Here is a 25,245-nt window from a genome sequence, read left to right as displayed (position 1 = left end):
GGAAATAAAAAGACTGTTTTTAAAGAAAAAAACAATCACTCTGTTGAATAATTAGATTTTAGGTAAACTTCCTCTATTCTTGCGTTACTTACTTGTGTTATTTTGATGAAAAAACCATCGATTTGAAATTCTTCTCCTAATTGAGGGATATCTTCTATGCTTTCAATAATATAGCCTCCTAAAGTTTCATAAGATTCCGACTCTGGAATCTTTAAATCATACGTTTCATTTAGATAATCGACCTCTAACCTTCCAGACAATTCAAACTCATTTTCGTCTAGTTTTTTATCTGTCAAGGCAATTTTATCATGTTCGTCTTCAATTTCTCCAAATAATTCTTCTATAATATCCTCTACAGTAATCACTCCTGAAGTTCCTCCATATTCATCAATCACTACCGCAATACTTTTACGTTTTTTCATCATGATATTTAAAACTTCATTAATCATCATAGATTCTGGTATGTATTCAACCGGTAATAAAATGGATTTAATGGTTTTAGGCATTTTAAACATTTCATATGCATGAACATAACCTACAATGTCATCAAAAGAAGTTTTATATATTAAGATTTTAGAAAAGCCTGTATCTACAAATCGTTGTTTTAGTTTGCTTACTCTATCGTGAATTTCAATGGCTTCAATATCTGTTCTTGGCACCATAATTTCACGTGCTTTTACGGAATTAAATCCTAAAGCATTTTGAAAAATTTGAATTTCAGAATCAATTTCTTCATCATCTTTTTTTCCTGTTTCTAATTGCTTATCAATATAATGTCCTAATTCTTCTTTACTAAATTCTGTTCCTTCTTCATCTGCATTGGCTCCAAAAAACAATTTCAACAATCCATTTGAAATTTGCTCAATAAAACCTGATATCAAATGAAATAACAAGTAAAAGAAGTAAGCAGGTACCGCAAAAATAATTAGTGTTTCATTTGCATAAACTCTAAAAATAGCCTTTGGTAAAAACTCTGCTGTAATTAAAATAACCAAAGTAGAAATAATGGTTTGTAATAACAACAGTGTAAAATCGTTCATGTCTTGAGGAAACAAAGCTACCAACTTTTTACCCATATAAAAACTATAAACCACCAAAGCAATATTATTACCAACCAACATTGTGGTAATAAATTTTGATGATTTTTCTGTTAACCTTGTTAACAACCTTGATGTTAATCCTTCTTTTTTCTTTTCTAAAGCTACTTGTAACTTATTTGAAGATACGAATGCAATTTCTAAGCCCGAAAAAAAGGCAGATAAAAGAATGGATACAACAATAATGAGGATTTCTAAATCCATATATTTTTATTTTTCTGTGCGATTTTGTCTAAATCTACGTTTAAAAAAAAACATAAAAAAAGCTAAGGCTGACATTAAAATAGAAACAATTGCTTTTTGTCTGTCTGTACTCCAATTAGTAAATACTTCTACTAAAAAAACAATTCCTATTGCTAAATATCCCCACTCTATAATTTTCGAAAATTTGTGCATTTTATTCTTCTTTTTGATCTACGATAAAATCGCCTTTTGTATTATTTAATATCCAATTATTTAAATTACTTTCCGATTCAAAACCAACACCATTCATGGTATCTTTCTCTGTGTAAATGGTAAAAGGTTGTTCAGTAAAATAATAATCCTCTTTTTGATCCCAATACATTTGGTCCGTATTTAAAACAACACCGTTTTCATGATTAACAACCACTACATGTCCTATAATTTCTGAAATAGCTGTATTAGCATAACTAATAGCATAATCTCCTGTTACAGTTACAGAATCTCTTGAAAGTCTATTAATCGTTACTATTTTTACCCCTTTAGGAAATTCATAATATGGATTTAATTTTTTATTAGTGTAATCCCAATAAAGCGGCGTAATCATTCTACTTACAATTATACCAGAATCTTTACGGACAAGATTTACATTTTCAGAAACACCAACAGGTAAGTTTTTATCAGCTAAAAAGTCATTAATTTCTTTTGATGAATTTTTACAGCTCACCAAAACAACTAGTATTAAGCTTATTTTACTTAGGTATTTTAGAATAAAAACAAAATTACTTTTCTGACTCATGCTTTTTGATAACTAATACAAATATAGGATTATAAATTATAATGTATACCATTAGCTACTATCCTTTGATTCATAAAAAAAGTCAAAGAAATTAATCTTTGACTTTTATATATTGTTTTAGTAAAATTTAGATTATGGAACTCTTACGGTTTCACCTATCCAACATTTAATTGTGTATGAATCTCCAGATTTTAATCCTAATTCATTATTAAATACTAATTTTTTACTTGGTTCATTAGCTGCATAAGCTTGTGCTAATTTAGATGCATAAACCCCAATACTTGGATCTACTTTACTTGCCTTTAATGCATATGTTTTAGCTGCTACATATACCATACGTTTTTCAAATTCATCGCTTCCACAATCATTAACCGAACCTGCATATAAACTCGCAATCATAGTATAAGCGCTACCAAAGTTAGACTTTGCTGCAATGGCTTTTTTAGCATATGAAACCGCTTTAGCATTTTGACCTCTTTTCTTAAAAATATCTGCTACTTTGTATAAGTTTTTAGCTTTCTTTGCTGGATCAGTTTCCTGAGAAATTGCTTTATCAAAGAAAGAAATTGCTTTCTCTGTTTCTCCTTTATCCATTAACAACCCTGCGTATAATACAGATGCTTCTGGTGATGGATCTATTTCTTGGTATTGTTCTACTAAAGTAGCATATAAAGGATCTTCTGTACAATCTTTCTTAAACATACGATTGATTGCTCTAGTTACCCAAACTTTATCTGTCTTGTTTTCTTCAAAATCAGCAGTATACAAAGGGATTAAATATTCACATGTAGAAATCTCTTCCATCTTTTGATCTAAAACCAATACTACTTTTCCAAAATACTCTGAATTGGTACTATAATCTTCTAATTGTTTCTTATCAGATGAAATTAACATCTGTCCTTTCGCTTCTTTTTCCTGTAACTTTTCAATACCATCTAAATAACCTTCTACTTTCTTCTCTATAGCCTCTACTGTAAGATCATATGTGTTAAATACTTTTTGCAAATCTTTATCTTTATATTTTTCAACTACTGCAGTAAAATATTTAACGATTGATGGTGGCCCCATTTGAGTTGGATCAATTTTAAAAGCCTTTTCATAATTCTCAAAGATCTCTTCTTTATTACCGCCTATTTCTTCTAAGAAATCAGCATAATCACTATGCGCTTTTGCTGGAGCTATTTCTGGAAAATTTTCAAATCTTTTTGTGTACATTTTTTTCCCTAGTACAGCAATTGTTTCTTTTTTTTCCGGAGAAGTTTTTAAGACAGCATCTAACAAATTTCCTCCATGAATATAAATGTTAGCCGTTAATTTAGGACTATTATCTAAACACCACTCTAAGTTTTTAAGTGCTGATTCGTAGTTTTTGGTTATGTAGTCAGTCTTTAACATATTGTAACGTAAAGCTGGATCATTATCTTGTGCATGAGCCCTAAACATTATAAATGAACATAAAATTGTAAAAAAAATTAATTCTCGTGTTTTCATAGTTTTCTGTTTTGTTATTAATTCTACGACCAAAATATATGCCAAAAATAATTTTATTGCATAGTCTATCATAAAACACCAAACTATTTGACTGTTAAATTTTTAGCATAAAAAAAGCCAAAGAAATTAATCTTTGACTTTTATATATTGTTTTAGTAAAATTAGATTATGGAACTCTTACGGTTTCACCTATCCAACATTTAATTGTGTATGAATCTCCAGATTTTAATCCTAATTCATTATTAAATACTAATTTTTTACTTGGTTCATTAGCTGCATAAGCTTGTGCTAATTTAGATGCATAAACACCAATACTTGGATCTACTTTACTTGCCTTTAATGCATATGTTTTAGCTGCTACATATACCATACGTTTTTCAAATTCATCGCTTCCACAATCATTAACCGAACCTGCATATAAAGTCGCAATCATAGTATAAGCTCTACCAAAGTTAGACTTTGCTGCAATGGCTTTTTTAGCATATGAAACTGCTTTAGCATTTTGACCTCTTTTCTTAAAAATATCTGCTACTTTGTATAAGTTTTTAGCTTTCTTTGCTGGATCAGTTTCCTGAGAAATTGCTTTATCAAAGAAAGAAATTGCTTTCTCTGTTTCTCCTTTATCCATCAACAACCCTGCGTATAATACAGATGCTTCTGGTGATGGATCTATTTCTTGGTATTGTTCTACTAAAGTAGCATATAAAGGATCTTCTGTACAATCTTTCTTAAACATACGATTGATTGCTCTGGTTACCCAAACTTTATCTGTCTTGTTTTCTTCAAACTCAGCAGTATATAAAGGAATTAAGTACTCACAAGTAGAAATTTCTTCCATTCTTTGATCTAAAATAGCCTCCACTTGTCCTAAAGCTTTAGAGTTTACAGTATAGATATGTAAATTTCTTTTTTCTGAAGAAATTAAAGTCTGACCTTCTTCTTGTTTTGCTTTTAATTTTTGAATATTATCCAAATATCCTTCAACTTTTGCATTAATAGCCTCTACAGTAACATCATAGGTTGTAAATACTAACTGTAAATCTGTGTCTTTATATTTATTAATTACTGTTGTAAAGTAATTGATAATAGACCCCACTCCTAATTTAGTTGGATCAATCTTAAATGCTTGATCATAGTGACTAAAAATCTCTTCTTTATCACCACCTATTTCTTCTAAGAAATCTGCATAATCACTATGTGCTTTTGCAGGATCTTCGTCTGGGTAGTTTACAAATCTTTTTTCAAACATTTTTTTACCCAAAGCAGCTATTTCAGCTTTTTTTTCTGGAGTTTCTTTTAAAACATCGTCTAATAAATTACCTCCGTATTTATATATATTTGCTGTTAATTTTGGACTATTATCTAAACACCACTCTAGGTTCTTAAGTGCTGATTCGTAATTTTTGGTTTTGTAGTCTGTTTTTAACATGTTATAACGTAAAGCTGGGTCATCCTGTGCATGAGCCGTAAACATCATAACTGAAAATAAAATCGTAAAAATTGTTAGTAGTCTTGTTTTCATATTATTATTGATTATTTAGTTTAGCGTATAAATCGTTTCTCAAACCATTTATCAGATAATGAGAAATTTACTCCGATATTAATATATTTTTCTTCATACTTATTTTTAGAGAAGTCTCCTAATTTTCCTACTTCAAGGGTAAAGTTTGCATAAGAAATTCTCTTTCCTATTGGTAATCCTAATCCAAAAGACATGCCAATATTTTTTAAACTCTCATTATTTAATACTGTTCCTGTGTTTTCATACTTAAATCCCGCTCTGTAGGCAACCCTGTTTAAGTAGTTCTTTAAAGCATATCTTTTAGGAATAATATACCCCCCTACACTTATTTTAGAACGAGATTCAAAACTTAACTGACTATCAGAAAAACCTTGATTAAATGTATTTCCCGAATAAGTTGTTGCTCCTTGATTTTCATAAGAAACTCCAGCAAACCAATTATTATAAGTACCTAATCCAACACCAAACACAGATTTAAATGAATTATCTTGAGTTCCAGACAAACCAGAACTAACAGGATTATCAATCATTGAAAAAGTATTTTTATTGGTTTGTATAGCTTCATAAAATCTAGCTGTACCAGTAGCTGTAATTTGATGTCCTAAAACACCATAAGCTCCCACTTGTGCCATAACTTTTTCAGATATATTAACTCTATATTGAGCACCTACTTTAGTGGCAAGTCCTTTAACATTATATGTTTGATCATAAACAGTCGCTTTCTGAATATTTTTAAAAGCTTGTCTTTTTGTGGTTTCTCCAAAGTAGACATTCGCTTGAACCCCTAGTGAAAAGTTTTTAAAGATTTCATAACCTAACCCAGCATATATTTGATTTACTGCACCACTACCATGATTGTAAAAATTATTAGTATCTACTTCATAACCTACAGCAGAATGTACACGTAAACCAAGAGCAAAACCTCCTTTTATTCCTAATGGAACACCAAAAGACAAATTAGACAATGTAGTATTTGAACTTTTAAAATTAGCTTCCGTTGAAGACACATCCGCACTTTGCACCTGCAAATCAACACCTAATGATGTAAATTGTAAATCTGATAACAAGGCTGGATTGGTAAATGTAAGAACCTCAAAATTATTATTTCCAACGACCGATAAATCTCCTTGTGCCTTCTCGGCCATGGTTGCTTCTGAAAAAGTTGTTCCTGTACCTACATTAGATAATAGGGATGAAACTTGCTGTTCTTGTGCTTTTGCTGACACAAAAAACAACGTGACTAATCCTACAACGATATTATTTAAGTTTTGCTTCATTTTTATTTTGATACGTTAGAACCGCATTTAATCCTTCTAACAAAAAATTAGGGTTGACAAATATGCTATTTTTTAATTGTTTACACAAGGAATTAGCATCCCCACCCGTTAATATTATATTAACATCTTTAAATTTTTGCTGATAATGCTCAATAGCCCCAACCATCTCAAACACCATACCATTTAAAACGCCACTTTCCATAGATTGTTTTGTTGATTTTCCAATAATCTCTACAGTACCTAATGGAATTTCTAAATCTGGTAGTTTTTTCGTAAAAAAACTCATACTCTTAAAGCGCATTTTTAATCCTGGAGAAATAGCTCCTCCTAAGTATTGTCCCTCTTTATTAATGAAATCATAAGTAACGCAAGTTCCTGCATCAATCACCAAAGAATTTTGATTTGGAAATTGGCTCCAAGCTCCTGTTACCAAAGCCATTCTATCTACACCTAATGTTTTGGGAGTTTCGTACAAGTTTGCAAAAGGCAAAGATGTTTCATGAGATAAGAAAACTTTATGAACTACAGGTAAATCATCAACTATATGATTTACTTCATCGGTAACAGATGATATCATTAAAGATTTAATATCATGCTTACCTAAAATATTATCAATTGCTTCTTTAAAATCTTTAACATTCGATATCATCAAATCAACTAGCTGAACATCCTTAAAAACAGCTAGTTTAATTCTGGTATTTCCTTCATCAATAATTAAATTCATCACAGCTATATTATATAGACTTCAAATATAGAAACATTTTTTCTTCAAAAAATTTGTAGAACTTTAAAAAGATTATATATTTGCAACCGCTAAGTTAAGCATGGTGCCTTAGCTCAGTTGGTAGAGCAAAGGACTGAAAATCCTTGTGTCCCTGGTTCGATTCCTGGAGGCACCACATAAAAAACCACAACATCATTGTTGTGGTTTTTTGTTTTAATATATTACTATAAAAGAATTAACCTTAGCAGATTAATTTCTCCACTTTTTTTGACACCGTTATTTTCCCTTTTGAAAAAAAGAGTTCATGATACTCATCCATTCTTAATAAATCATATTCATAATTGACCATAATACCAAACGAAGATTTAATTCCATTAGGTGATAAGTCTCCATTCCAAAAAACATCATTTATCAAAGCCCCATTTCCTAAATGAAAGTTTGCAACCTTATTAATAGGTTTTCCATTATGCTTTACTTCAATCAAATATATTGCACATAACCTTAAAATGACACTCTTCATTTTATTATCAAATTTTTCATAATCCCCCTCCCCTTCAAATAAAAATGACATCATTTTCATATCTTTTTTTGAAACAAATGTCCTTATATTTTCTCCTTTATTTGTTAACAACCATGCTGTAAAACCAGGTAATGGTGAGAGTGTATAAAAAACCTTAATATTTGGCTTATCAATTATAATTTTTTGAACAACACGTTTTATTAAAAAATTACCAAGTGATATTCTAGACAGTCCAATCAAACAATTATTGATTGAATAAAACATGCATGAGTCAAAATCTAAAATATTAGACCTCGTGTTCCTATTAATTATCTCTTGAACAGATTTCCCTATACCTTTTGTATAAGCAACCTCTACAAAAATAATTGGCTCTGTTTTAATGGCTGGATGAAAATAAGCATAGAATTCTTTATGGTGCTGCAATCGTTTTTTTATATCTGATAAATCCTTAATACTATGTACTTTTTCATTGTTTCTAAATTTCTCTAAAATACTTGCTTCTGTATTCCAATCAATCTTTCTTAATTTAAGGAACCCAGGATTAAACCAAGATCTAAACAGATGTATCAAATCATTATCTAACTCCTGAAGTTCTGGATAATCACCAATAAAAGATAATAAATCTCCCCTCATAGAAACCAAAATTTCACTCCCCCCCAAAGCCATATTCATTCTTCTAAACAATTCTTGACGCTTCCCTTCAATACTTACAGAAAGTCTATTTAAATTTTTAAGATTATTATTTTCTAAAAAAATAGATGCATCTCTAGATATTGCTGATAAGTCTGGAGTATATTTCTTGTTTATTTTTACAAAAAAAGATATTTTTTGGTCTTGATTTAGCTTTTGATACTGATCTAAAATAGTTGTGGCTAATGATATTCCTGAGGTACGACCTTTATATGAAATTAACTCTTCACATAAAATCAATATATAATCTATACTATCAATAATATTGTTACGAGTATCTATGCATTTATCACTAGAAATGTATTTGTTGTTTTGCATTGAATATCTGCTAAAGTTAAAATTATACGAAAAAGTAATTCATAATTATATAAAACAAAGTAGGGCACAATAAACAACCCAACCCTGTGTAAAAAGTTGCTACCATAGCACCATAAGGAACTAACTTAACGTCGGTAGCTGCCAGTCCCGCTGCGACACCACTAGTTGTGCCCATTAACCCTCCAAAAACCATTGCACTATGAGAATTGTTTAAGCCAATTTTTTTAGCTAATAATGGAGTCATAATAGTTATACATATTGTTTTTATTACTCCTGTTGCTATACTAATGGCTATGACTTCCGAACTTGCTCCTAAGGCATAACCAGTTATTGGACCAACAATATAAGTACATGCCCCAGCTCCTATTGTTGTAACACTCAAAATATCATTATATCCAAAAAAAAATGCTATAATTGCCCCTATAAAAAAAGAAAAAGAGACCCCTACAATTAATGAAATAAACCCTGCTACACCAGCAGCTTTAATTTTAATTAAATCTGCATTCATAGCTGTTGCAACAACGGCAAAATCTCTAAACATTGAGCCTCCTAACAAACTAAGACCTGAAAATATTTTAACATCTCCCAATCCTTTTTTATCTCCAAAAAAAGCTAAGATTAATGCAACAATAATTGCAATGGCAACTCCTGGTATGTGATTTTTTAAAATATATTTAGAAGTCCAAAAAGCCAATAACATTAAAACTCCAACACATAAAAAAGCAAATATTAACCCGTTTTTAAATATAATATTTTGAACAATCTCTATCATAATTTTTAAAATTCTAACTTGTCTGTTTTTTTACCTATCTGAGATATTAAAGGCACTAGTAAATACCCTAAAATACTTACTAAGACTCCCACAAGAACAGCAATCCATCCACCATTCCAAGCTGCTTTTACATTTTGAGTAGCTGCCATAGCAATTACAATTGGTATATACATTGCTCCCCAAAACAAAACACCATTTTTAGTCTGTTTTCTTTGTAATTTATTTTTTTCCATAAATACATTTGCAGCGATAAGATAAATCATTGCAAAACCTACCCCTCCCATATCTCCATCAATATTTATAAGGGTTCCTAATAAATACCCTGTAAGCTTTCCTAGAAGAAAACACCCAGCTAATAAAGCAACACCATATATTTTCATACTATAAAATATCCACGTTAAATAAATTCTTTAATTCATTTTTCGTGACTTTACCCATTACATTCCTAGGCAAATCACTTTGTACTATATATTTTCTTGGTATTTTATATCCTGGTAATTTTCCTTTTAACCAATAATTAAGATTATCAAAAGATAAGTTTGCATTTTTTAACACCAAGCTAGCAGCAATAGTTTCTCCCCATTCTTCATCAGGCAACCCAATTACAGCACAATCTTTAATATCTTGATGTAAACGAAGAACCTCTTCAATTTCTAATGCTGAAATTTTATAACCACCAGACTTAATAATATCAATTGAATTTCTCCCTAAAATCTTATAATTCCCATTGTCTAAAACAGCAATATCCCCAGTTTTAAACCAACCATTACTTGTAAATGTATCTTTAGTAGCTTCAGGCTTATTCCAATACTCTTTAAAAACATTATCTCCTTTTACTTGTATCTCTCCAGCCTCCCCAGGCTCTACTATTTTATTATTTTCATCAACAAGTCTTACAGTTATACCTTTCAAAGGTTTACCTATAGAGCCAGGTATTCTATCTCCTTTATAGGGATTACTAATTGCCATTCCCATCTCCGTCATTCCATAACGCTCTAAGAGAACATGGTGACTAATTCTTTTCCATTTTTCATGCACACTTAATGGCAAAGCAGCAGAGCCAGAAACCATTAATCTAAAGTTTTTTAACGCTAATGAAACTTTGTTCTGCTCTAACGTTGATAAATTATCCCAATAAGCAATTAACTTAAAATAGATGGTTGGAACCGCCATGAATAAATTAATTTCTTGTTTTTTAAATATTTCAAAAATATCTTTAGGACTAAATTTGATTAAAAACTCACAACAAGCACCACTCCAAAGTGCACAGCTTAAAACATTAATAATACCATGTACATGATGCATAGGTAGTACATTTAAAATATGATCATTTTCTGTCCACTCCCAAAAATTTGTTAACCCCGTAATCTGAGTTTCAATATTTTTATGAGTAGAAACAACCCCTTTAGGAGCTCCAGTTGTTCCACTAGTATAAATAATCATTGCACGTCTTTCGATCTCTATATCTGGTAATATGCCAAATATATTTTCGAATGATTCCGCTTTTATAAATCGAATATCCTTACGATTCAACAATGGTGCTATTAAACTCTTATACTCTTTACCATAAATTAGAATTGAGGTTTTGGTGTCATCTAACACATATTCAATAGATGCTAATGGATGTTTTACACATAATGGAACAGCAATACCTCCTGCTCTCCATATTCCCCATTGAATACTTGTATATTTAAAACTAGGGTCTACCAAAAAAGTTACCCTTTCTTCTTCTAAATCTTTTTTACCTGCTAATAATTCAACAGCAATAGATTCTGACCTATTTAAAAGCGCTTGGTATGTATAACTGTATCCTCCACTTTTAATTGCTATATTTTCTTTAAAATTATTTGCTCTTTCTATAAGTTTTAGCATATGATACTTTTAATTATTGTAAAGGGTTATATAAAATGATTAAATATTATTTGTTCAACTGCAATGCTGGACTTACTCCTATATTTCCTACCATATCCATTATCATAAATATTATTTTATTTTTTTTTGACTTTAGATTAAGAGGAATATTATCTGCTGAAATAGTTTGAAATTCAGTTGATCCATCAACCCCATCAATAAAAGCGTCACCACACAAAAGATTAGAAGAGGGTAATATTTTAGGTTCTGTTCCTTTTGGTGTTTTCCAAAACAACTTACAACCTGCATCTCCTGTATAATTCCAAAAGCCCATATGAATGGGATAAACTTTATTTTTTTCAAGATAAATACTAATTCCTCTCTTGGTTCCCATTAAAAAATCCTTATGATCCCAAACAATTAATTTATTATCAACCATTATAAATCCTGAATCCTTTGCATCTAAATAAAAATAATATAAGCCACTTTCTTTAACTGTTTTAACCCAACCAATCCACTCAGCAGACCAATAATCTTTATTAATTCTATCACCAGGATCAAATCCAAGATCAAAATCTATTTTAGCATCAATCCTTTGCATCGCAACTTTTCCTTGCCAATAAGCATAATTCTCAGTTTCAGGTCTATTTTTAATCCCTTTCGAGTCATATATTATTTTGTTATTTTTATTTCTATAAAAACCTTTTAATCCATTTATGCCAATCCAATTCTTCCCTTTATCATTAGAGTAAATATACTGAGCGTTTACAGTTGTATTAAGTCCTGGAACTATATCTTTAACCATAACACTACAGTTTAATAAATTATCTGTTTCGCTTTTTGTAATTAAAAAGTTAGACCAATTAGAAGGAACTGTATCATCGTACATTACAAATGGACCACGTATGATATCATTTTTTCTAGCTCTGAAACATGGAGGATTTGGCATTTCATAAGGATGAAAATCCCACAACTTACATTTATTTACTCCTCCTAAACTATCAAAATATTGAACTTGTGGAGGAAAAATATCTTGAGGAAAAGGTGCTGCTAAAAAAGGACCTTCTTTATTTGGTAAAAACTCTTTACCACCTAACCATGATTCTGAATTTGCCCAAGCAAAATGCGAGGCAAAGGACCAAATAACCTCTACTTTGTTTACCCAATCATTATTTCCTAGTTCTCTTAAATCATACAATACCTGAGTTGCAAACCTTCCTAAAGCTCCATGATCTGAAGGAGTATCTAAAAAATCTGGGATCATCAAACAATCTGGTTTGTATTTTAAATACAATCTTTTTAAATCTTCAGATAATGATGCGTAATTATATGGCACCTCTTTTTTATAACTAAGACCATAACAATACTTGGGAGCATCAACAGTGTACGGAGATTTATTATATTGAGTGATAGGATTTAAATATTGTAAGTCTCTATCTTCCCACATATCATAAATTCCTCCATCAGGATAGCCTAAAAATATAAGGTTATTATTAGTATTTAGTCCTAAAGAAGCAAGTCCAGCCGTAGTTCTATATGCCATTCTATCGTAGCCCCTATCAACCATATCAATATCTCCATCTTTGTCAAAATCTTTTGCATCAGGACTATTCTCCCATCTTGGATAACTCCATTTATTAGCATCTCCAGCAGTTGCTATTACAACAATTAAAGTATCTGTTGATTGTATTCTATCATAAATCCAACCTGATTTAAAATATATCTCATCATCTGGATGTGCATGAATAAACATATAAACCTTAGCATATGATTTATTTATGCTTAAAAAGCAAATAATGAAAGTGATAAAAAACAAATGAATCCTTTTTTTTAACTTCCTGGTAATAATAGACATCGTTATGTTTAATGTATAATAATTTAAATATGAGTTTATAATATATTCTGGCAGTGATATAACGCTCAGATTCTGATCAAATATTTAATTACTCATTTTTACTTTCGATACTCTTTCTACAAACCTCAGTAATAATGGGTAAGCAGGTCCAACCATAATATGACCATATCCATCCATTTCATATAACTTAATATCATTATGCCCGCACACTTTCATCATCCTATAGAAATATGCATTTTCTTCATATCTACCTAGCATTTCTAGCTCTCTGTCTCCTGTTATTAATAAAATTGGAGGAGCCTCTTTACGCACATAATATAAAGGAGCAAATTCATCAATCAGTGGTTGCTTACCAGGAATTCCTCTTTCTGATCGTATTTTAAAATGTGTAATTGTATGACCACTAAACGGAACTAAACCGGCTATTTTATTTGCATCAACACCATGCTTACTCAACATTTTCTTATTCATTGTAATCATTAAAGCTAAGTATCCTCCAGCTGAGTGACCCGAAATAAAAATTGAATTTGGATCTCCATTATACAATTCAATGTTTTTAAAAACCCAAGCAACAGCAGCAGCTGCATCTTCAATACAAGATTCTGCTTTTACAAGAGGTGCTAATCTATGACCAACCCCTACAATAACATATCCTTTCTTTTTTAAAGCAGCTGGAACTTCTCTCTCTCCAGTGGTTAATCCACCTCCATGAAACCATATAATTACAGGAACTTTTTCTTTTTTTTGTGGATAATATATATCCAGCAAACACATTTTCTTTTGATACTCAGACAAACTATCTGTTTTTAAATCTAAATAAGAAATAGCATTTGATTGCTTATATTCTAAATCTTGAGCCCCCACATAAAAAGGCAACATTAGAATTAATAGATAGAGGTGTTTTATTTTCAAAATATGATATTTTTAAATTAGTTATTAGCTTAAAAAAAAAGGGGATTGTATTATTTAACCTTTATTCCCCTTTTATTACGATATAAACTATACAAATACTTAATAAGTTAGTCTATAGAATTATTATTGGAAGACTCTGACAATGGAATTACTAAATGCATAATATCATCATCTGTAGATTTTGTTCTATATGTTGTGCTTAATATAGGATCGTTAAAGTTGTTATGAACTGGAATTAAGAAATCGTTTACTAAAAAATCTTTTCCTCTTCTTCTGGCTTCATAAAACTCATGCCCCTCTCCTATCAATTCATACATGCGTTCCCAGGCTATTTTTTTTCTAAAATCTTCTTTTGATGGAACTTTCACAAGATCCCAACTTAAAGGATACACTCCTTTCCCATTAGCTCTTGCTCTATCCAACACTTGATTTACATATTGAAAAGCATCTGCTGGTCCATTTAGTTCATTTTCAATTTCGGCCCTTAACAAAAGAATATCAGCATATCTTAATACTTTCCAATTTCTACTACTTGCACTGCTTGTTCTATTAGGGTCTAAATATTTTGCTACATAAAAATAAGCTCCACTGGCCCATTTAGCCTTTGGATAAATAGATGAACTAGTTCCATTTATTTTAGTAAAAGTTGAATCTATATAAGTAATATCAACTCTAGGATCGTGATCTCTGACTTCTGTTATTTTATCTGTTGTCGCATTTTTTGTATAATCACTATACAAATCGTCTCCTAATTGTTGTGTCCACATCCATGGTTGTACTCTTATATAACCTCCAAAAATATCTACTTCTAAACCTTGAGGATTATATGCTTGTGATAAATTATTAAGATTTACAACATAATTAGATTGTAATTCAAATATTGCCTCCTCAGAATTTCTACCAGCTGTGGAATGTAACACCGCTATATCGTCTAATAATTTATAATCATTAGAATTGATAACTATATCGGCATGAATTTTTGCTTTTTCCCACAAAGATGGCATATTTAGCCAACCTGCTTGTGTTGCATATACTTTAGCCAAAAAAGCATCAGCTGCTGTTTTAATAGGTCCTTGATATTTTTTTGGGACACCACTACCTTCGGGTAGTAAATTTTTAGCTTGCTCAAAATCACTAATAATCATTTCATAAATATCTACTTCAGTAGAAAGCGGAGTATGGGTAATACCTACAGCTGGTTCAAGTGGCATAGGAACTTGGCCCCATAATCTTACCAGTTTAAAATATTCATAAGCTCTTAAAAAATGGGCTGTTCCTAAAATATTTTTAAAACCGTCCGTTAAGGACTCATAATTCTCATAATTATCTTCAAAATATTTAATAATTACATTTAAAGAATAAATTACTTGATAATTACTATCCCATACATTTTCTGGCCAAGGTTGATTGTCTTTAAAAATAAAATTATTGTACTCAGAAATGTGTCCACTACCTGGACGATATAAAAAACCTCCTGCTGGTGCTATTAATTGATGATATCCTTGATTTGCCCAAAAATTATTTTCTAGTTGAGACAAAGCTCCTTGCAAAGCCAATTGAGCCCTTTCTTCTGTAGAAAATATTTTTGCAGCATCTACACTAAAATTTGGGTCTTCTATTAAAGTATCTTCACAAGATGTGAATATAATTACACTTATAAAAATCAAGAAATAAATCTTAGTTTCTATTATTATTTTTTTGGTTATATCTATTACTGAATATTTCATTTTGTTCAAGTATTAAATGTTAAAAATTAACGTTAACTCCTAATGTATAAGAAACTGGTCTTGGAGAACTTGACCAATCTATTCCTATTCTTGTTCCATCATAAGCAAATGAATTCACTTCAGGATCAAAACCTTTATACTTGGTTAACAAGAAAAGATTGTTTCCTGTTAAATAAACACTAGCACTATTTACCCCTATTTGTTTTAACCAATTTTTAGGAAAATCAAAATTAAGGGTTGCGGTAGATAGTCTTAAATAACTTGCATCTTCAACCAATACATCTGCAGCATCTAATAAACCAAAACCTTGTCTAGGATAAACTCCGTCTATATTATCTGGTGTCCATCTATCTAACCATGACTCTGCATAAACATTTCTAGAGGTAAGTTTATCTCCATATGCATTTTGACCTAATTTAGCATTAAACACGTCGTTTCCTTGTTTACCTGTAAATACTAGTCTAAGAGATAAATTTTTATAAGCTAACTCTGTATTAATTCCATAAGTATAATCAGGATTGGGATTCCCTATAATTTGTTTATCTGAATTGTCAATTTCACCATTTCCATCTGAATCAATGAAACGAATATCCCCAAGCTGAGGAGCAGCACTTCTATACAAAGGAGCATCAACCAATTCTTCTGCTGTGCGGTATATACCATCTGTTTTTAATCCCCAAAACATTCCAATAGCTTCATTTTCAATAAAAATATTTACCGGATCTGTATAGGTACCCGTTCCTAAACCATTTCCAAAAAAATGTGCCCTACCATCACCATAAGTATCTTCTGAACCTAAGTCTAAAATTTTATTTTTATTAAAAGCAATGTTTGCTCCTAGTGACCAACTAAACTTGTTGTTATTAATAATATTAGCATCTACAGTAAACTCTAATCCTTTATTTTCTATTTCACCTACATTTACGGTAGTACTAGTAAAACCATTAGAAGCTGGTATTGGTTTTCTTAATAATAAACGCTCTGTAGTTTTTATGTAGGTATCTATAGCCCCACTAAATCTTCCCTTTAGAATAGACCAATCTAATCCTACATTACTTTGTACTGTAGCTTCCCAAACAAGAGAAGGGTTTGGTATTCCTGTTGAAACAAGCCCTGTTACCGTAGCCCCATCATAACCTGCTCCTTGATCTACTCTATAAAGGTTAAGAGTTTGAAAAGGTGAAATACTAGAATTTCCTGTTTGTCCCCAACCAGCACGTAATTTTAGTTGACTAACAAAACCTAAGTTTTTTATAAATTTTTCTTTTTCTAACTTCCAAGCCAACGCTAAAGAATGAAAGTTATCCCATTTATTTTTTCCGCTAAACACACTTACTCCATCTCGTCTAAAAGTATAAGTAAATAAATATTTATTGTATAAAGCATAGTTGGTCCTTGCAAACGCAGATACATAATTTTTAGGACTTTCTATAGGGTTATTATATGTTAGAGTTTGTGCAAAGTTTAACCCATTCTCTCCTAATATAAAATCTGAAAAATTACTTCCCGAAATTGATTTGGTGGTTGTTCTGTACTCATCCGTAGTGAAACCTACAGTCCCATTTAAAGAGTGTGCTTTAGAAAAATCTTTATTAAATTGTAATAAATTTTCTGTAGAATAGTTTCTAGACACTAAGTTAGACTCTCCAATATCTCCTCCATGAGAAATACCCAATCCTATTTTATCTGTATAATAACGTACTCTTTCTTTATTTCTAATGTTACCGCTTAACCTAAACTGGTATGTTAAAAAGTCTGTAAGTTTTATGTCTGTACTAAACGACGCAACCATTCTTGACTCTTTAGAATTGTCATAATAATCAGAGGCCCACAATCTTGGATTAGACAAAGGTTCACCATCATCAGCAAAAATATCATCATTTAAAGGTGACGCATTAAGAATTGAATTCATTAAACCTCGATTTCCTGTTCCATCTGTAGAAAGATTCATATCGTTGGTTCTATAACTAGCGTAAATAGTTGATGCTATTTTAATTCTATCATTTATCTTAACACTTAAATTACTACGAATGTCTCCCGATTTTATGTTTGAGTTAGGAATAATCCCTTTATCAGTACTTAACCCTGTAGCCAAATAATAATATATTCCTCCTGTTCCACCACTTACGGATACTCTATTAGATGTGCTTATCGCTATATCGGTCATTTCAGTCAACCAATCTATTTGATCTGTAGGCTCAAGATTATAGTTATCAATAATATCTGTTGTTAAGTTAGCACTTTCAGGATCCGTGAAATAGGTATCACCAGTAGCTACGTTTTTTATTTTATAAATATTTCCTTCATAAAAACCATATCTAACTCCTACATTTTCTAACAAAGCATCCCCATTTCTCATTTCAGCATACCCATCTGCTCCTAAAAGATCAATCTTTCTTCCTATCATAGAAGCTGTTGTAGTGGTACTTGCTTTAATTCTTGCCTTACCTTCTCTCCCTTTTTTTGTGGTAATAAGAACAACACCATTAGCTCCTCTTGACCCATAAATTGCTGTAGCTGAAGCATCTTTTAAGACCTGAATAGTTTCTATATCACTAGGATTAATTCCTGACAAACCACTTTGTTGAGTTTGAAAATCATTAATGGTATTTGCAAATGGATTTGCAGCATCTTCCGTTGCTGAGTTCATTATAATTCCATCAATCACATATAAAGGTTCATTATCGGCTCTTAATGAATTTGTTCCTCTAATTCTTACACTAAGTGCAGCTCCAGGCGTTCCGGTTGTATTGGTTACATCTAAACCAGCAACTTTACCTTGTATTAAATTATTTATAGAAGGACTTCTTAAAGCCTCATTATCATTTGGTTTTATTGCAGAAACAGCTCCTGTAACATCATCTTTTTTTACAGAACCATAACCAATAATAGTTACTTCATCTAGTACATTTTCATTTTCTTTAAGTACTACATTAATGGTTGTTGACTTTCCTACAATTACACTTTTACTTACCATTCCTAAATAGGAAAACATAAGCACATCCTTGGGTGATGCTAAAATGGTGTAATGCCCATCAAAATCTGTGATCACTCCTTTCTGAGAACCTAGTATTATGACATTAACCCCTGGGATCGGTTGTCCTTTAACATCTGTAACAATTCCGGTTATTTTCTTTTGTTCAACATCATTCCATGAGATGTTTGCATGTGTAAAACCAGAACACAGAACAATTAATACAATAGTTAATAAGCTTTTATATTGCTTATACTTTTGGTTGGTTATTTCTTTCATAAAGTATAGTTTTAGTTTTTAGTTTATATTCACAGCTGTTATTAAAATTTATGTTTTTAATATCTTAAACTAAGTTTTTGTTATTGTGCTTCCCTTAACAAAAACATCATTACATAAAATTCTATTCAAAACATTTATATTCTAAAATTAGTTGTATTGTAAAGTTCTGATAAATTAAACTTAAATAAATCCACAATATTCCATAAAAGGTTTCACTTCTTCTAAACACCAGTAAAACAACAGTTTAACCACTTAAAAATCATGTTTAAATCTAAGTATAATCACCATATTTTAGAATTAATGAATTGTTTTTATAGTTAGTTTAATTTTATTCTGTGATTTATAATAAACTGCATATTGATTAATGTTTTATATCAATTTTTAATCAATTTTCTTGTTAGTATTTCATGTCCATTAATAATTTTTAAAATGTAAAAACCACTATTTAGCATACTAAGATTTATGACTAATGAATTTTCTTCTGTATTTGTAGTTTTTGTACTTTCCCATATCAAACGACCATTAACATCACACACTTGTAACTTATTTATTTTACTATTATTCAATGAGTAAAAAGAAACATTAAACAAACCTGAAGAAGGATTAGGAAAAACTTTAAGTTGAGTTTGAGATTCTTTGTCCTTTATTAAATTATTACTTAACAATTTTGTTGTTATAGGTATTACCTCAGTAACAGCATTTAATAAAGATTTAGAATTCGTAATATTTACATCCTGAGATAGCTCCCAAAACATCACCCCTTTCAAATCATTTTCTAACACATATTTCGATTTATTTTTTACTGTAGTAACACCGTTAAAATAATATGTCTTATTATTATGCACTACAAAATCCGCATCTGGATCTAAGTTTGGATACTGTGCTACAGCCTCCCTATATAGTACATTACCATCTCCCGAATTGTTTTCAATTGTTTTAGCATAATTTGGAAGTCCTAAAACTAATTTAGAGCTCGGCAACCCTGCATTTTTCCAATAAAGGCAATATTCTTCTATTTTAGACATTGGCACTTGAGTTCCTTCAGATATTCTTGAATTTCCATAAGACATAATTTGTAAAAAATCTATATTCCCAAACAATCCAAACAATCCCTCTGGATTTTTATGTTCTGGTGTAATGGTAACAGACAACTCTAGATTTGGGTTACTTGAAGCTGAAATCTTAGACCTTATAGATGACACCAGATTTACATAATCTGAATTATTTACAGTACCATGATATTTTTCCCAATCTATATCTATTCCATCTAATTCATTCTCAATACAAAAATTGATTAATTGATTTGCTACATTATCTGTAGCTATAGGGTTTGCTGCCACTTCATCAATATAATCTGATGACACCCATCCTCCAAAAACTAAAATTATTTTTGTTTTATTATTTCCTCTCCACTCTTTTATTGTGTTTAAATGTGATTTGGTTGTTGACAATAAGGATCCGGTAAAAGGTGTAAAAACACCTGTAGAACTAACCCTTCCTAAATCTCCATTTATATTAGTACTGATTGAGAAATAATATAAATGCGTTAAATGTTTCATTACAATTGATGGATTTGCAGAAACAAAATTGTCCATATTATAATAAGGTATATACCCTCCGACAACATATTCATTCTCTGATGAAACCATTAAAGAAGCTCCCGAAATAAGTCCTTCATACAGACTCGTTCCTACTGCATTTACTATTAGTTGACTATCTAAGTTTTCAAAATCCCAATAAAGTTTTAAACTGTCTGATTTTGGATGACTAGATTCTATTGATTTATTTTTCCAAGAATTAATTATAGAGCTATTAAGTGCTGTACTCCATATTCTTACCTCATCAATTTTTCCATCAAAATAAGTTCCACCAACTTTAAAAGCCTGAGTATTTGAAGAAGTTATAACAGGTAACGTTCCGCTATTTACTAGATCCAAATCTTGAACGCCATTAATAAAAAGCTTAATCCTATTTGCTATTTCAGCTTCAGTTCCATCATAAACCATTGCAATATGGTACCAAACCCCTGGATTTAATACCGCACTTGAAGTATGCAAATTAGTATTGCTTCCATTAGCAACTATAGCATATATAACCCCATCTTTTAGTTGTAAAGCAATTCTATCAGAAAGTGTATTGGTTTTACTTAAAACATTGGTTAAACCACCAGACATACTAGGATTAATATAAATTTGCATTTCCAAAGTAAATGCCTCTGCATTATTTAACTCTGTTATTGTAGTTGTTGTTTGAATGAAATTATTTGGAGAAAAACTTATAAACCTATTTGTTTTTGCTAAAGCCTCACAAAAAGCAATTAAACATAATAAAGTTAGCAGATGTTTAAAATCATAAATCTTTATTGATTTGATTTTCATAAATGGAATGTTTAAAATTATATAACCTAAAATTCCATTAAATTACCACACATCAAATCCTATATAGTCCTTAAAAGGTTTGATATCTTGCAAAAAATCACTTAATGTTATTTATAATGATGGATAGTATATAAAAATAAAAAAAATCGGAGCTTTAAAAACCCCGATTTTACTAAATAAACTACTAATTCCTTTTCACTATTAAGTTTTTTTATTTTTTTAAGACATTCCTAGTAATTACATTATCTCCATCAATATATTTTAACACATAAAAACCTTTATTAAACAGCTCTGTATTAATTTTTAAAACATGATTCCCCATCTCAATAGTTTTAGTATTTTGCCAAACAAGACTCCCTTTAATATCATACATTATTATTTTGATTGTTTTACTATTACTATTGTTAAATGATATATTTAACACATCATTAAAAGGGTTTGGATATACACTTAATCCATTATTATTATTTTGAATAATGGTTTCTGAGTCAGCCGCAATTACAAACATTCCTTTTGACGATTTTGTATTTGACGACAAATCAAATTCTCCGTTTCTTACTTTTAGCTTACTTTCTGTAATTGCTTTTAAGAGAGAATTACTATCAGTAGCATCGACATCTTGACCTATTTCCCAAAACATAACTCCTTTTAAATTTTTAGTATTAACCCAATCAGCTTTATCCCCCATAGTACCTATACCATTTAAATAGAAAATAGCATTCTCACTACTTATATATACCTTATCAAGACTTCCGCTATATGGCCAAGTAAAGTTACTACCTGTATTATTTACTATATCATTGTATTTGTAACCAGAGCTTCTTCCTGATCTAACTGCATAACAAGGTAATCCTATAACTAATTTACTCCCACTTAGGCCTTTGTTAGCCCAATTTTGTCTATATGTTTCTAATTTACTAATTGGAACTTGCGTACCAGAACCTGTTCTACTAGAACCATAAGACATAATTTGTAAATAATCTATTTTGCTAAAAGCAGGACTTAAAGGACTTGCTATATCCGTACGCTCTGGAGTAAGGGTTAATGAAATACTTATTCTCCTATCTCCATTTTGAACTCTACTATCAATTTCATCTTTTATTGCATTTACAAAATGCACATATTTATTAGGATCTATTTTAGTATAAATTCCTTCTTTACTATTACTGTCATTGGGATCATAATTAGGATTGGGTAAATTATAAGATTCCCAGTCTATATCAATTCCATCTAAATCTTCTTGATAACAGTAATCAACCAACTGTTCTGCTAAATTATTTCTTGAATTAGAATATTTTAAAGCATAATGAAGATTACGTGATGAGGTTTCTCCCCCAAGTACTAATATTATTTTTGTTTGTAATCCATAAGTTGATTTAATATTTTTTAAAAACTGTAATTCGTTATCTACATAGCTACTATTCACAATAGGCGTAAAACTAAAATTAGCATCTGTGTATTGGTTAATTCCTACTTTAGGATTTGCTTTTACAACTGTTCCTAAATCCCCATCTTTATTTGAACTAACAGAAAAGTAATAAATATGTGTTAATCTCTTCATCTTCTCTTTTATTTGAGTTGTAAAACTACTCGATGGATTTGAAGGAATTCTGTAATGCGGTATATACCCACCTACCACATCTTGTGCATTAACACTTGTAAAAATTAACAACATAAAACACATAAAGAATAAATTCTTATGGGTTTTAAAAACTTGATTAATAATCATTTTTTTTCTCATAATTTGTATGTTTAGAATTAGCTTCTAAAATTAAAAAGCATAAACCTCATGTAGGTTTGGAATCATACAAACAAAGTTTTAAAACATCCATAACACACTTATTAAAACAAAAAAAACCACTTACCATTTTCAGAAAAAACTCTTAAGATGATAAGTGGCAAACAACGTTCTACTATAGATAACGAACTATTAATTTACATATGTGTTTTTAACTTTTAATAAATGTTCTAAACTATCTGTTAATCCACCAATTCTATTTCTTTTTACCCAAATTTCTTTATACTCAGCAATGATAGCTTCAATATCTACTAATAACTTGTATTTGGTAACAGCATCAACACTTTTAACAGTTCCATCTTGTGTTTTTAATTTGGCGATACCTAAATTACAAGAATGAATAGCCAACCTTGCTGAATTTTTAATTTCTCTATAAATAATTTCAGCATCGCTAGCTGTCGCTTTACAAGTTTCTACTCTATCTATAATTTTATTAAGTGCCTCAGCAGCCTCTGATAATTCTTTGATTGTTAGTTTTTTAGTCTGAGCATATTTACTCATAGGTTTGTCAACATATTTTAATAAAGCAAAAAATGAAGCATTATAAATATCATTTTTAACAACAATTTGATTAACGTTTCCTAAATCATATATAACTTGAGAAGTTTTTTTACTCCTATCTTGATAAACATATTTGTTTAATAATCCATTAATGTCAATATCTCTATTGTTCTCTAAAGACCATGAAATTGCAGCTCCATAAAGATAAGGTGCGTAACTACTTATAAGATGTTGAGGATGTCCATCATCTCCCCAATCTGTATTTAAATAACCTATAGCCCCATATTTAATTCCGTTTTCAGCAGCATTTATTTGATTTTTTAATGCATTATCTGTTCTCCCTACTATTGAACGCCATGATGAAGTTCCTGGACATACATAAAAAGGAATTTTAGCTTTTTTAAATTTAGCAGACTGTTTATCAAAAGGATGATTCCATCTGTATCCCCAAATCATACAAGTAATGTTTTGTGGTAATTTTTTAATTAACTCCGGATGTTCTAAAATAATATCTCCCCAAAACTGAGCTTGTTTACGATTCTTAACTATTAAATTATTTAGCTCTAATAAAAAATCTAAATACACTTGACCTTTACCTTTTTCTAAAACTGCTTTTTTAGATTTCCCTGTTCCTAACTCATATGGCTCATCTCCACCAATATTTACGTAATCACTAGAAAAATTAGGTAAAAGTTCATCATATAAGTCTTCAACAAAATCTACAGAACTTTTGTCTACTGCAGAAATAGTTCTTCTAATTCCTAAAATATGATGTGTAGGATCTGCAATGGTTTCATTTTCTGCAATTTCCCAATATTCTTTGTGCTCTAACCAACGTTCCATATGTCCAAAACCATTTTGATTTGGAACAAGGTCTATAAATCTATCACTACAATATTTGTCTAAGGCTAAAATTTCATCTGATGATAGAGCACTGGCATCTTGCCAAACCTTTTTATGATTTTGATATTGAAAAGTATGCTCTGTATAAAGTTGAATTTCATTAATTTTCCATGAGGCAAACATATCTATATATTGATATAACGAAGCCATTGTTGGTACTTTAGTTCTACTAAGATCTAACGTTATTCCTCTCTTTTCAAAATCTGGATAATCACTAATAATTAGCTGAGGAAAATTTCCAGAATCATATGAATATTGAGAGATTTGACCTAAGGTAAGAACTCCATAATACAAGCCAGCTTCATTATTAGCCGTAATGGTAATTTTTCTATCATTTATTACCAATGAATATCCTTGGGACTTGGATTGAATTGCTGAATTGATAATCAACTCAATTTCAGGAGCCTCTCCACTAGCAACACCACCAGCAATGGAAAAATGCATCCCTTTTTCGCTAAGTGTTTTCTGAAGATGATTAGCTATAAATCTAATTCCTGAATTTGTTGCAATATTATATGCAATAATTCTTCCGTTATTCGGTATGAAAGATCCTTCTAAAACTTCTATTGTTTTAGGAGATGGAATTAAATACTCTCTTACATCTTTAGAATTATAGGCGTAAGTATTTACAACATTAACTAAAAAAAGGAGTACAATTATGTGATATTTTTTCATGT

18 protein-coding genes and 1 tRNA gene are annotated in these 25,245 nt (G+C 30.4%); 1 reads left to right on the top strand and 18 read right to left on the bottom strand.

Annotation, left to right across the window (positions count from 1 at the left end; translation table 11 throughout):
* Positions 1 to 35 precede the first annotated feature (35 nt).
* From BUB70_RS10220 to BUB70_RS10190, 7 genes are all read right to left on the bottom strand, one after another.
* Positions 36 to 1,301: a hemolysin family protein gene (locus BUB70_RS10220; protein WP_073121191.1), complete on the bottom strand. Its 1,266-nt coding sequence runs from the start codon at positions 1,299 to 1,301 to the stop codon at positions 36 to 38.
* Positions 1,302 to 1,307: 6 nt separating this feature from the next.
* Positions 1,308 to 1,493, bottom strand: a complete 186-nt coding sequence (locus BUB70_RS10215; RefSeq protein ID WP_073121189.1) for a hypothetical protein — start codon at positions 1,491 to 1,493, stop codon at positions 1,308 to 1,310.
* 1 nt (position 1,494) lies between these two features.
* Positions 1,495 to 2,076, bottom strand: a complete 582-nt coding sequence (gene lptC, locus BUB70_RS10210) for an LPS export ABC transporter periplasmic protein LptC (RefSeq protein WP_073121187.1) — start codon at positions 2,074 to 2,076, stop codon at positions 1,495 to 1,497.
* A 132-nt stretch (positions 2,077 to 2,208) separates the two neighbouring features.
* Complete coding sequence (locus BUB70_RS10205; protein WP_073121666.1) at positions 2,209 to 3,567, bottom strand: tetratricopeptide repeat protein; 1,359 nt, start codon at positions 3,565 to 3,567, stop codon at positions 2,209 to 2,211.
* Between the two features lie 166 nt (positions 3,568 to 3,733).
* Entirely contained in the window at positions 3,734 to 5,089 is a 1,356-nt protein-coding gene (locus BUB70_RS10200) for a tetratricopeptide repeat protein (RefSeq protein ID WP_073121185.1), read from the bottom strand.
* A 20-nt stretch (positions 5,090 to 5,109) separates the two neighbouring features.
* Positions 5,110 to 6,366: a BamG family beta-barrel-assembly machinery protein gene (locus BUB70_RS10195; RefSeq protein ID WP_073121184.1), complete on the bottom strand. Its 1,257-nt coding sequence runs from the start codon at positions 6,364 to 6,366 to the stop codon at positions 5,110 to 5,112.
* Entirely contained in the window at positions 6,347 to 7,090 is a 744-nt protein-coding gene (locus BUB70_RS10190) for a type III pantothenate kinase (RefSeq protein ID WP_073121182.1), read from the bottom strand. Before BUB70_RS10190 ends, BUB70_RS10195 begins: the two co-directional genes overlap by 20 nt.
* Positions 7,091 to 7,192: 102 nt before the next feature.
* On the opposite strand from BUB70_RS10190, the gene BUB70_RS10185 reads away from it, so the two are divergent.
* Positions 7,193 to 7,265, top strand: a tRNA-Phe gene (locus BUB70_RS10185).
* Between the two features lie 66 nt (positions 7,266 to 7,331).
* Here BUB70_RS10185 and BUB70_RS10180 read toward each other — a convergent pair.
* The 11 genes from BUB70_RS10180 to BUB70_RS10130 form a co-directional block, all read right to left on the bottom strand.
* Positions 7,332 to 8,618, bottom strand: coding sequence for a malonyl-CoA decarboxylase domain-containing protein (locus BUB70_RS10180; protein ID WP_073121180.1), 1,287 nt, complete (start codon positions 8,616 to 8,618; stop codon positions 7,332 to 7,334).
* Positions 8,619 to 8,640: 22 nt separating this feature from the next.
* Positions 8,641 to 9,390 (bottom strand): malonate transporter subunit MadM, encoded by a 750-nt coding sequence (madM, locus tag BUB70_RS10175; protein ID WP_200777493.1) that lies wholly within the window; start codon positions 9,388 to 9,390, stop codon positions 8,641 to 8,643.
* Between the two features lie 5 nt (positions 9,391 to 9,395).
* Positions 9,396 to 9,770 (bottom strand): malonate transporter subunit MadL, encoded by a 375-nt coding sequence (gene madL, locus BUB70_RS10170; RefSeq protein ID WP_073121178.1) that lies wholly within the window; start codon positions 9,768 to 9,770, stop codon positions 9,396 to 9,398.
* Position 9,771: 1 nt separating this feature from the next.
* Positions 9,772 to 11,262: an acyl-CoA synthetase gene (locus BUB70_RS10165; protein ID WP_073121176.1), complete on the bottom strand. Its 1,491-nt coding sequence runs from the start codon at positions 11,260 to 11,262 to the stop codon at positions 9,772 to 9,774.
* Between the two features lie 46 nt (positions 11,263 to 11,308).
* Positions 11,309 to 12,994: a PIG-L family deacetylase gene (locus BUB70_RS10160; RefSeq protein ID WP_073121174.1), complete on the bottom strand. Its 1,686-nt coding sequence runs from the start codon at positions 12,992 to 12,994 to the stop codon at positions 11,309 to 11,311.
* Between the two features lie 186 nt (positions 12,995 to 13,180).
* Positions 13,181 to 14,008 (bottom strand): alpha/beta hydrolase, encoded by an 828-nt coding sequence (locus tag BUB70_RS10155; RefSeq protein WP_073121172.1) that lies wholly within the window; start codon positions 14,006 to 14,008, stop codon positions 13,181 to 13,183.
* Positions 14,009 to 14,115: 107 nt separating this feature from the next.
* Positions 14,116 to 15,735: a RagB/SusD family nutrient uptake outer membrane protein gene (locus tag BUB70_RS10150; RefSeq protein ID WP_073121170.1), complete on the bottom strand. Its 1,620-nt coding sequence runs from the start codon at positions 15,733 to 15,735 to the stop codon at positions 14,116 to 14,118.
* Between the two features lie 19 nt (positions 15,736 to 15,754).
* Positions 15,755 to 18,988, bottom strand: a complete 3,234-nt coding sequence (locus BUB70_RS10145) for a SusC/RagA family TonB-linked outer membrane protein (RefSeq protein WP_073121168.1) — start codon at positions 18,986 to 18,988, stop codon at positions 15,755 to 15,757.
* A 374-nt stretch (positions 18,989 to 19,362) separates the two neighbouring features.
* On the bottom strand, positions 19,363 to 21,366 hold the full coding sequence (locus BUB70_RS10140; RefSeq protein WP_073121166.1) for a glycosyl hydrolase family 18 protein: 2,004 nt from the start codon (positions 21,364 to 21,366) through the stop codon (positions 19,363 to 19,365).
* 211 nt (positions 21,367 to 21,577) lie between these two features.
* Complete coding sequence (locus BUB70_RS10135) at positions 21,578 to 23,107, bottom strand: glycosyl hydrolase family 18 protein (RefSeq protein ID WP_073121164.1); 1,530 nt, start codon at positions 23,105 to 23,107, stop codon at positions 21,578 to 21,580.
* Positions 23,108 to 23,296: 189 nt separating this feature from the next.
* Complete coding sequence (locus tag BUB70_RS10130; RefSeq protein WP_084730254.1) at positions 23,297 to 25,243, bottom strand: beta-N-acetylhexosaminidase; 1,947 nt, start codon at positions 25,241 to 25,243, stop codon at positions 23,297 to 23,299.
* Between the last annotated feature and the right edge of the window lie 2 nt (positions 25,244 to 25,245).

Source organism: Wenyingzhuangia marina (genome assembly GCF_900130035.1).
Classification (GTDB): domain Bacteria; phylum Bacteroidota; class Bacteroidia; order Flavobacteriales; family Flavobacteriaceae; genus Wenyingzhuangia; species Wenyingzhuangia marina.
The sequence above is the reverse complement of the archived record's forward strand: the minus strand, read 5'-3'. Positions and strand labels throughout refer to the sequence as shown.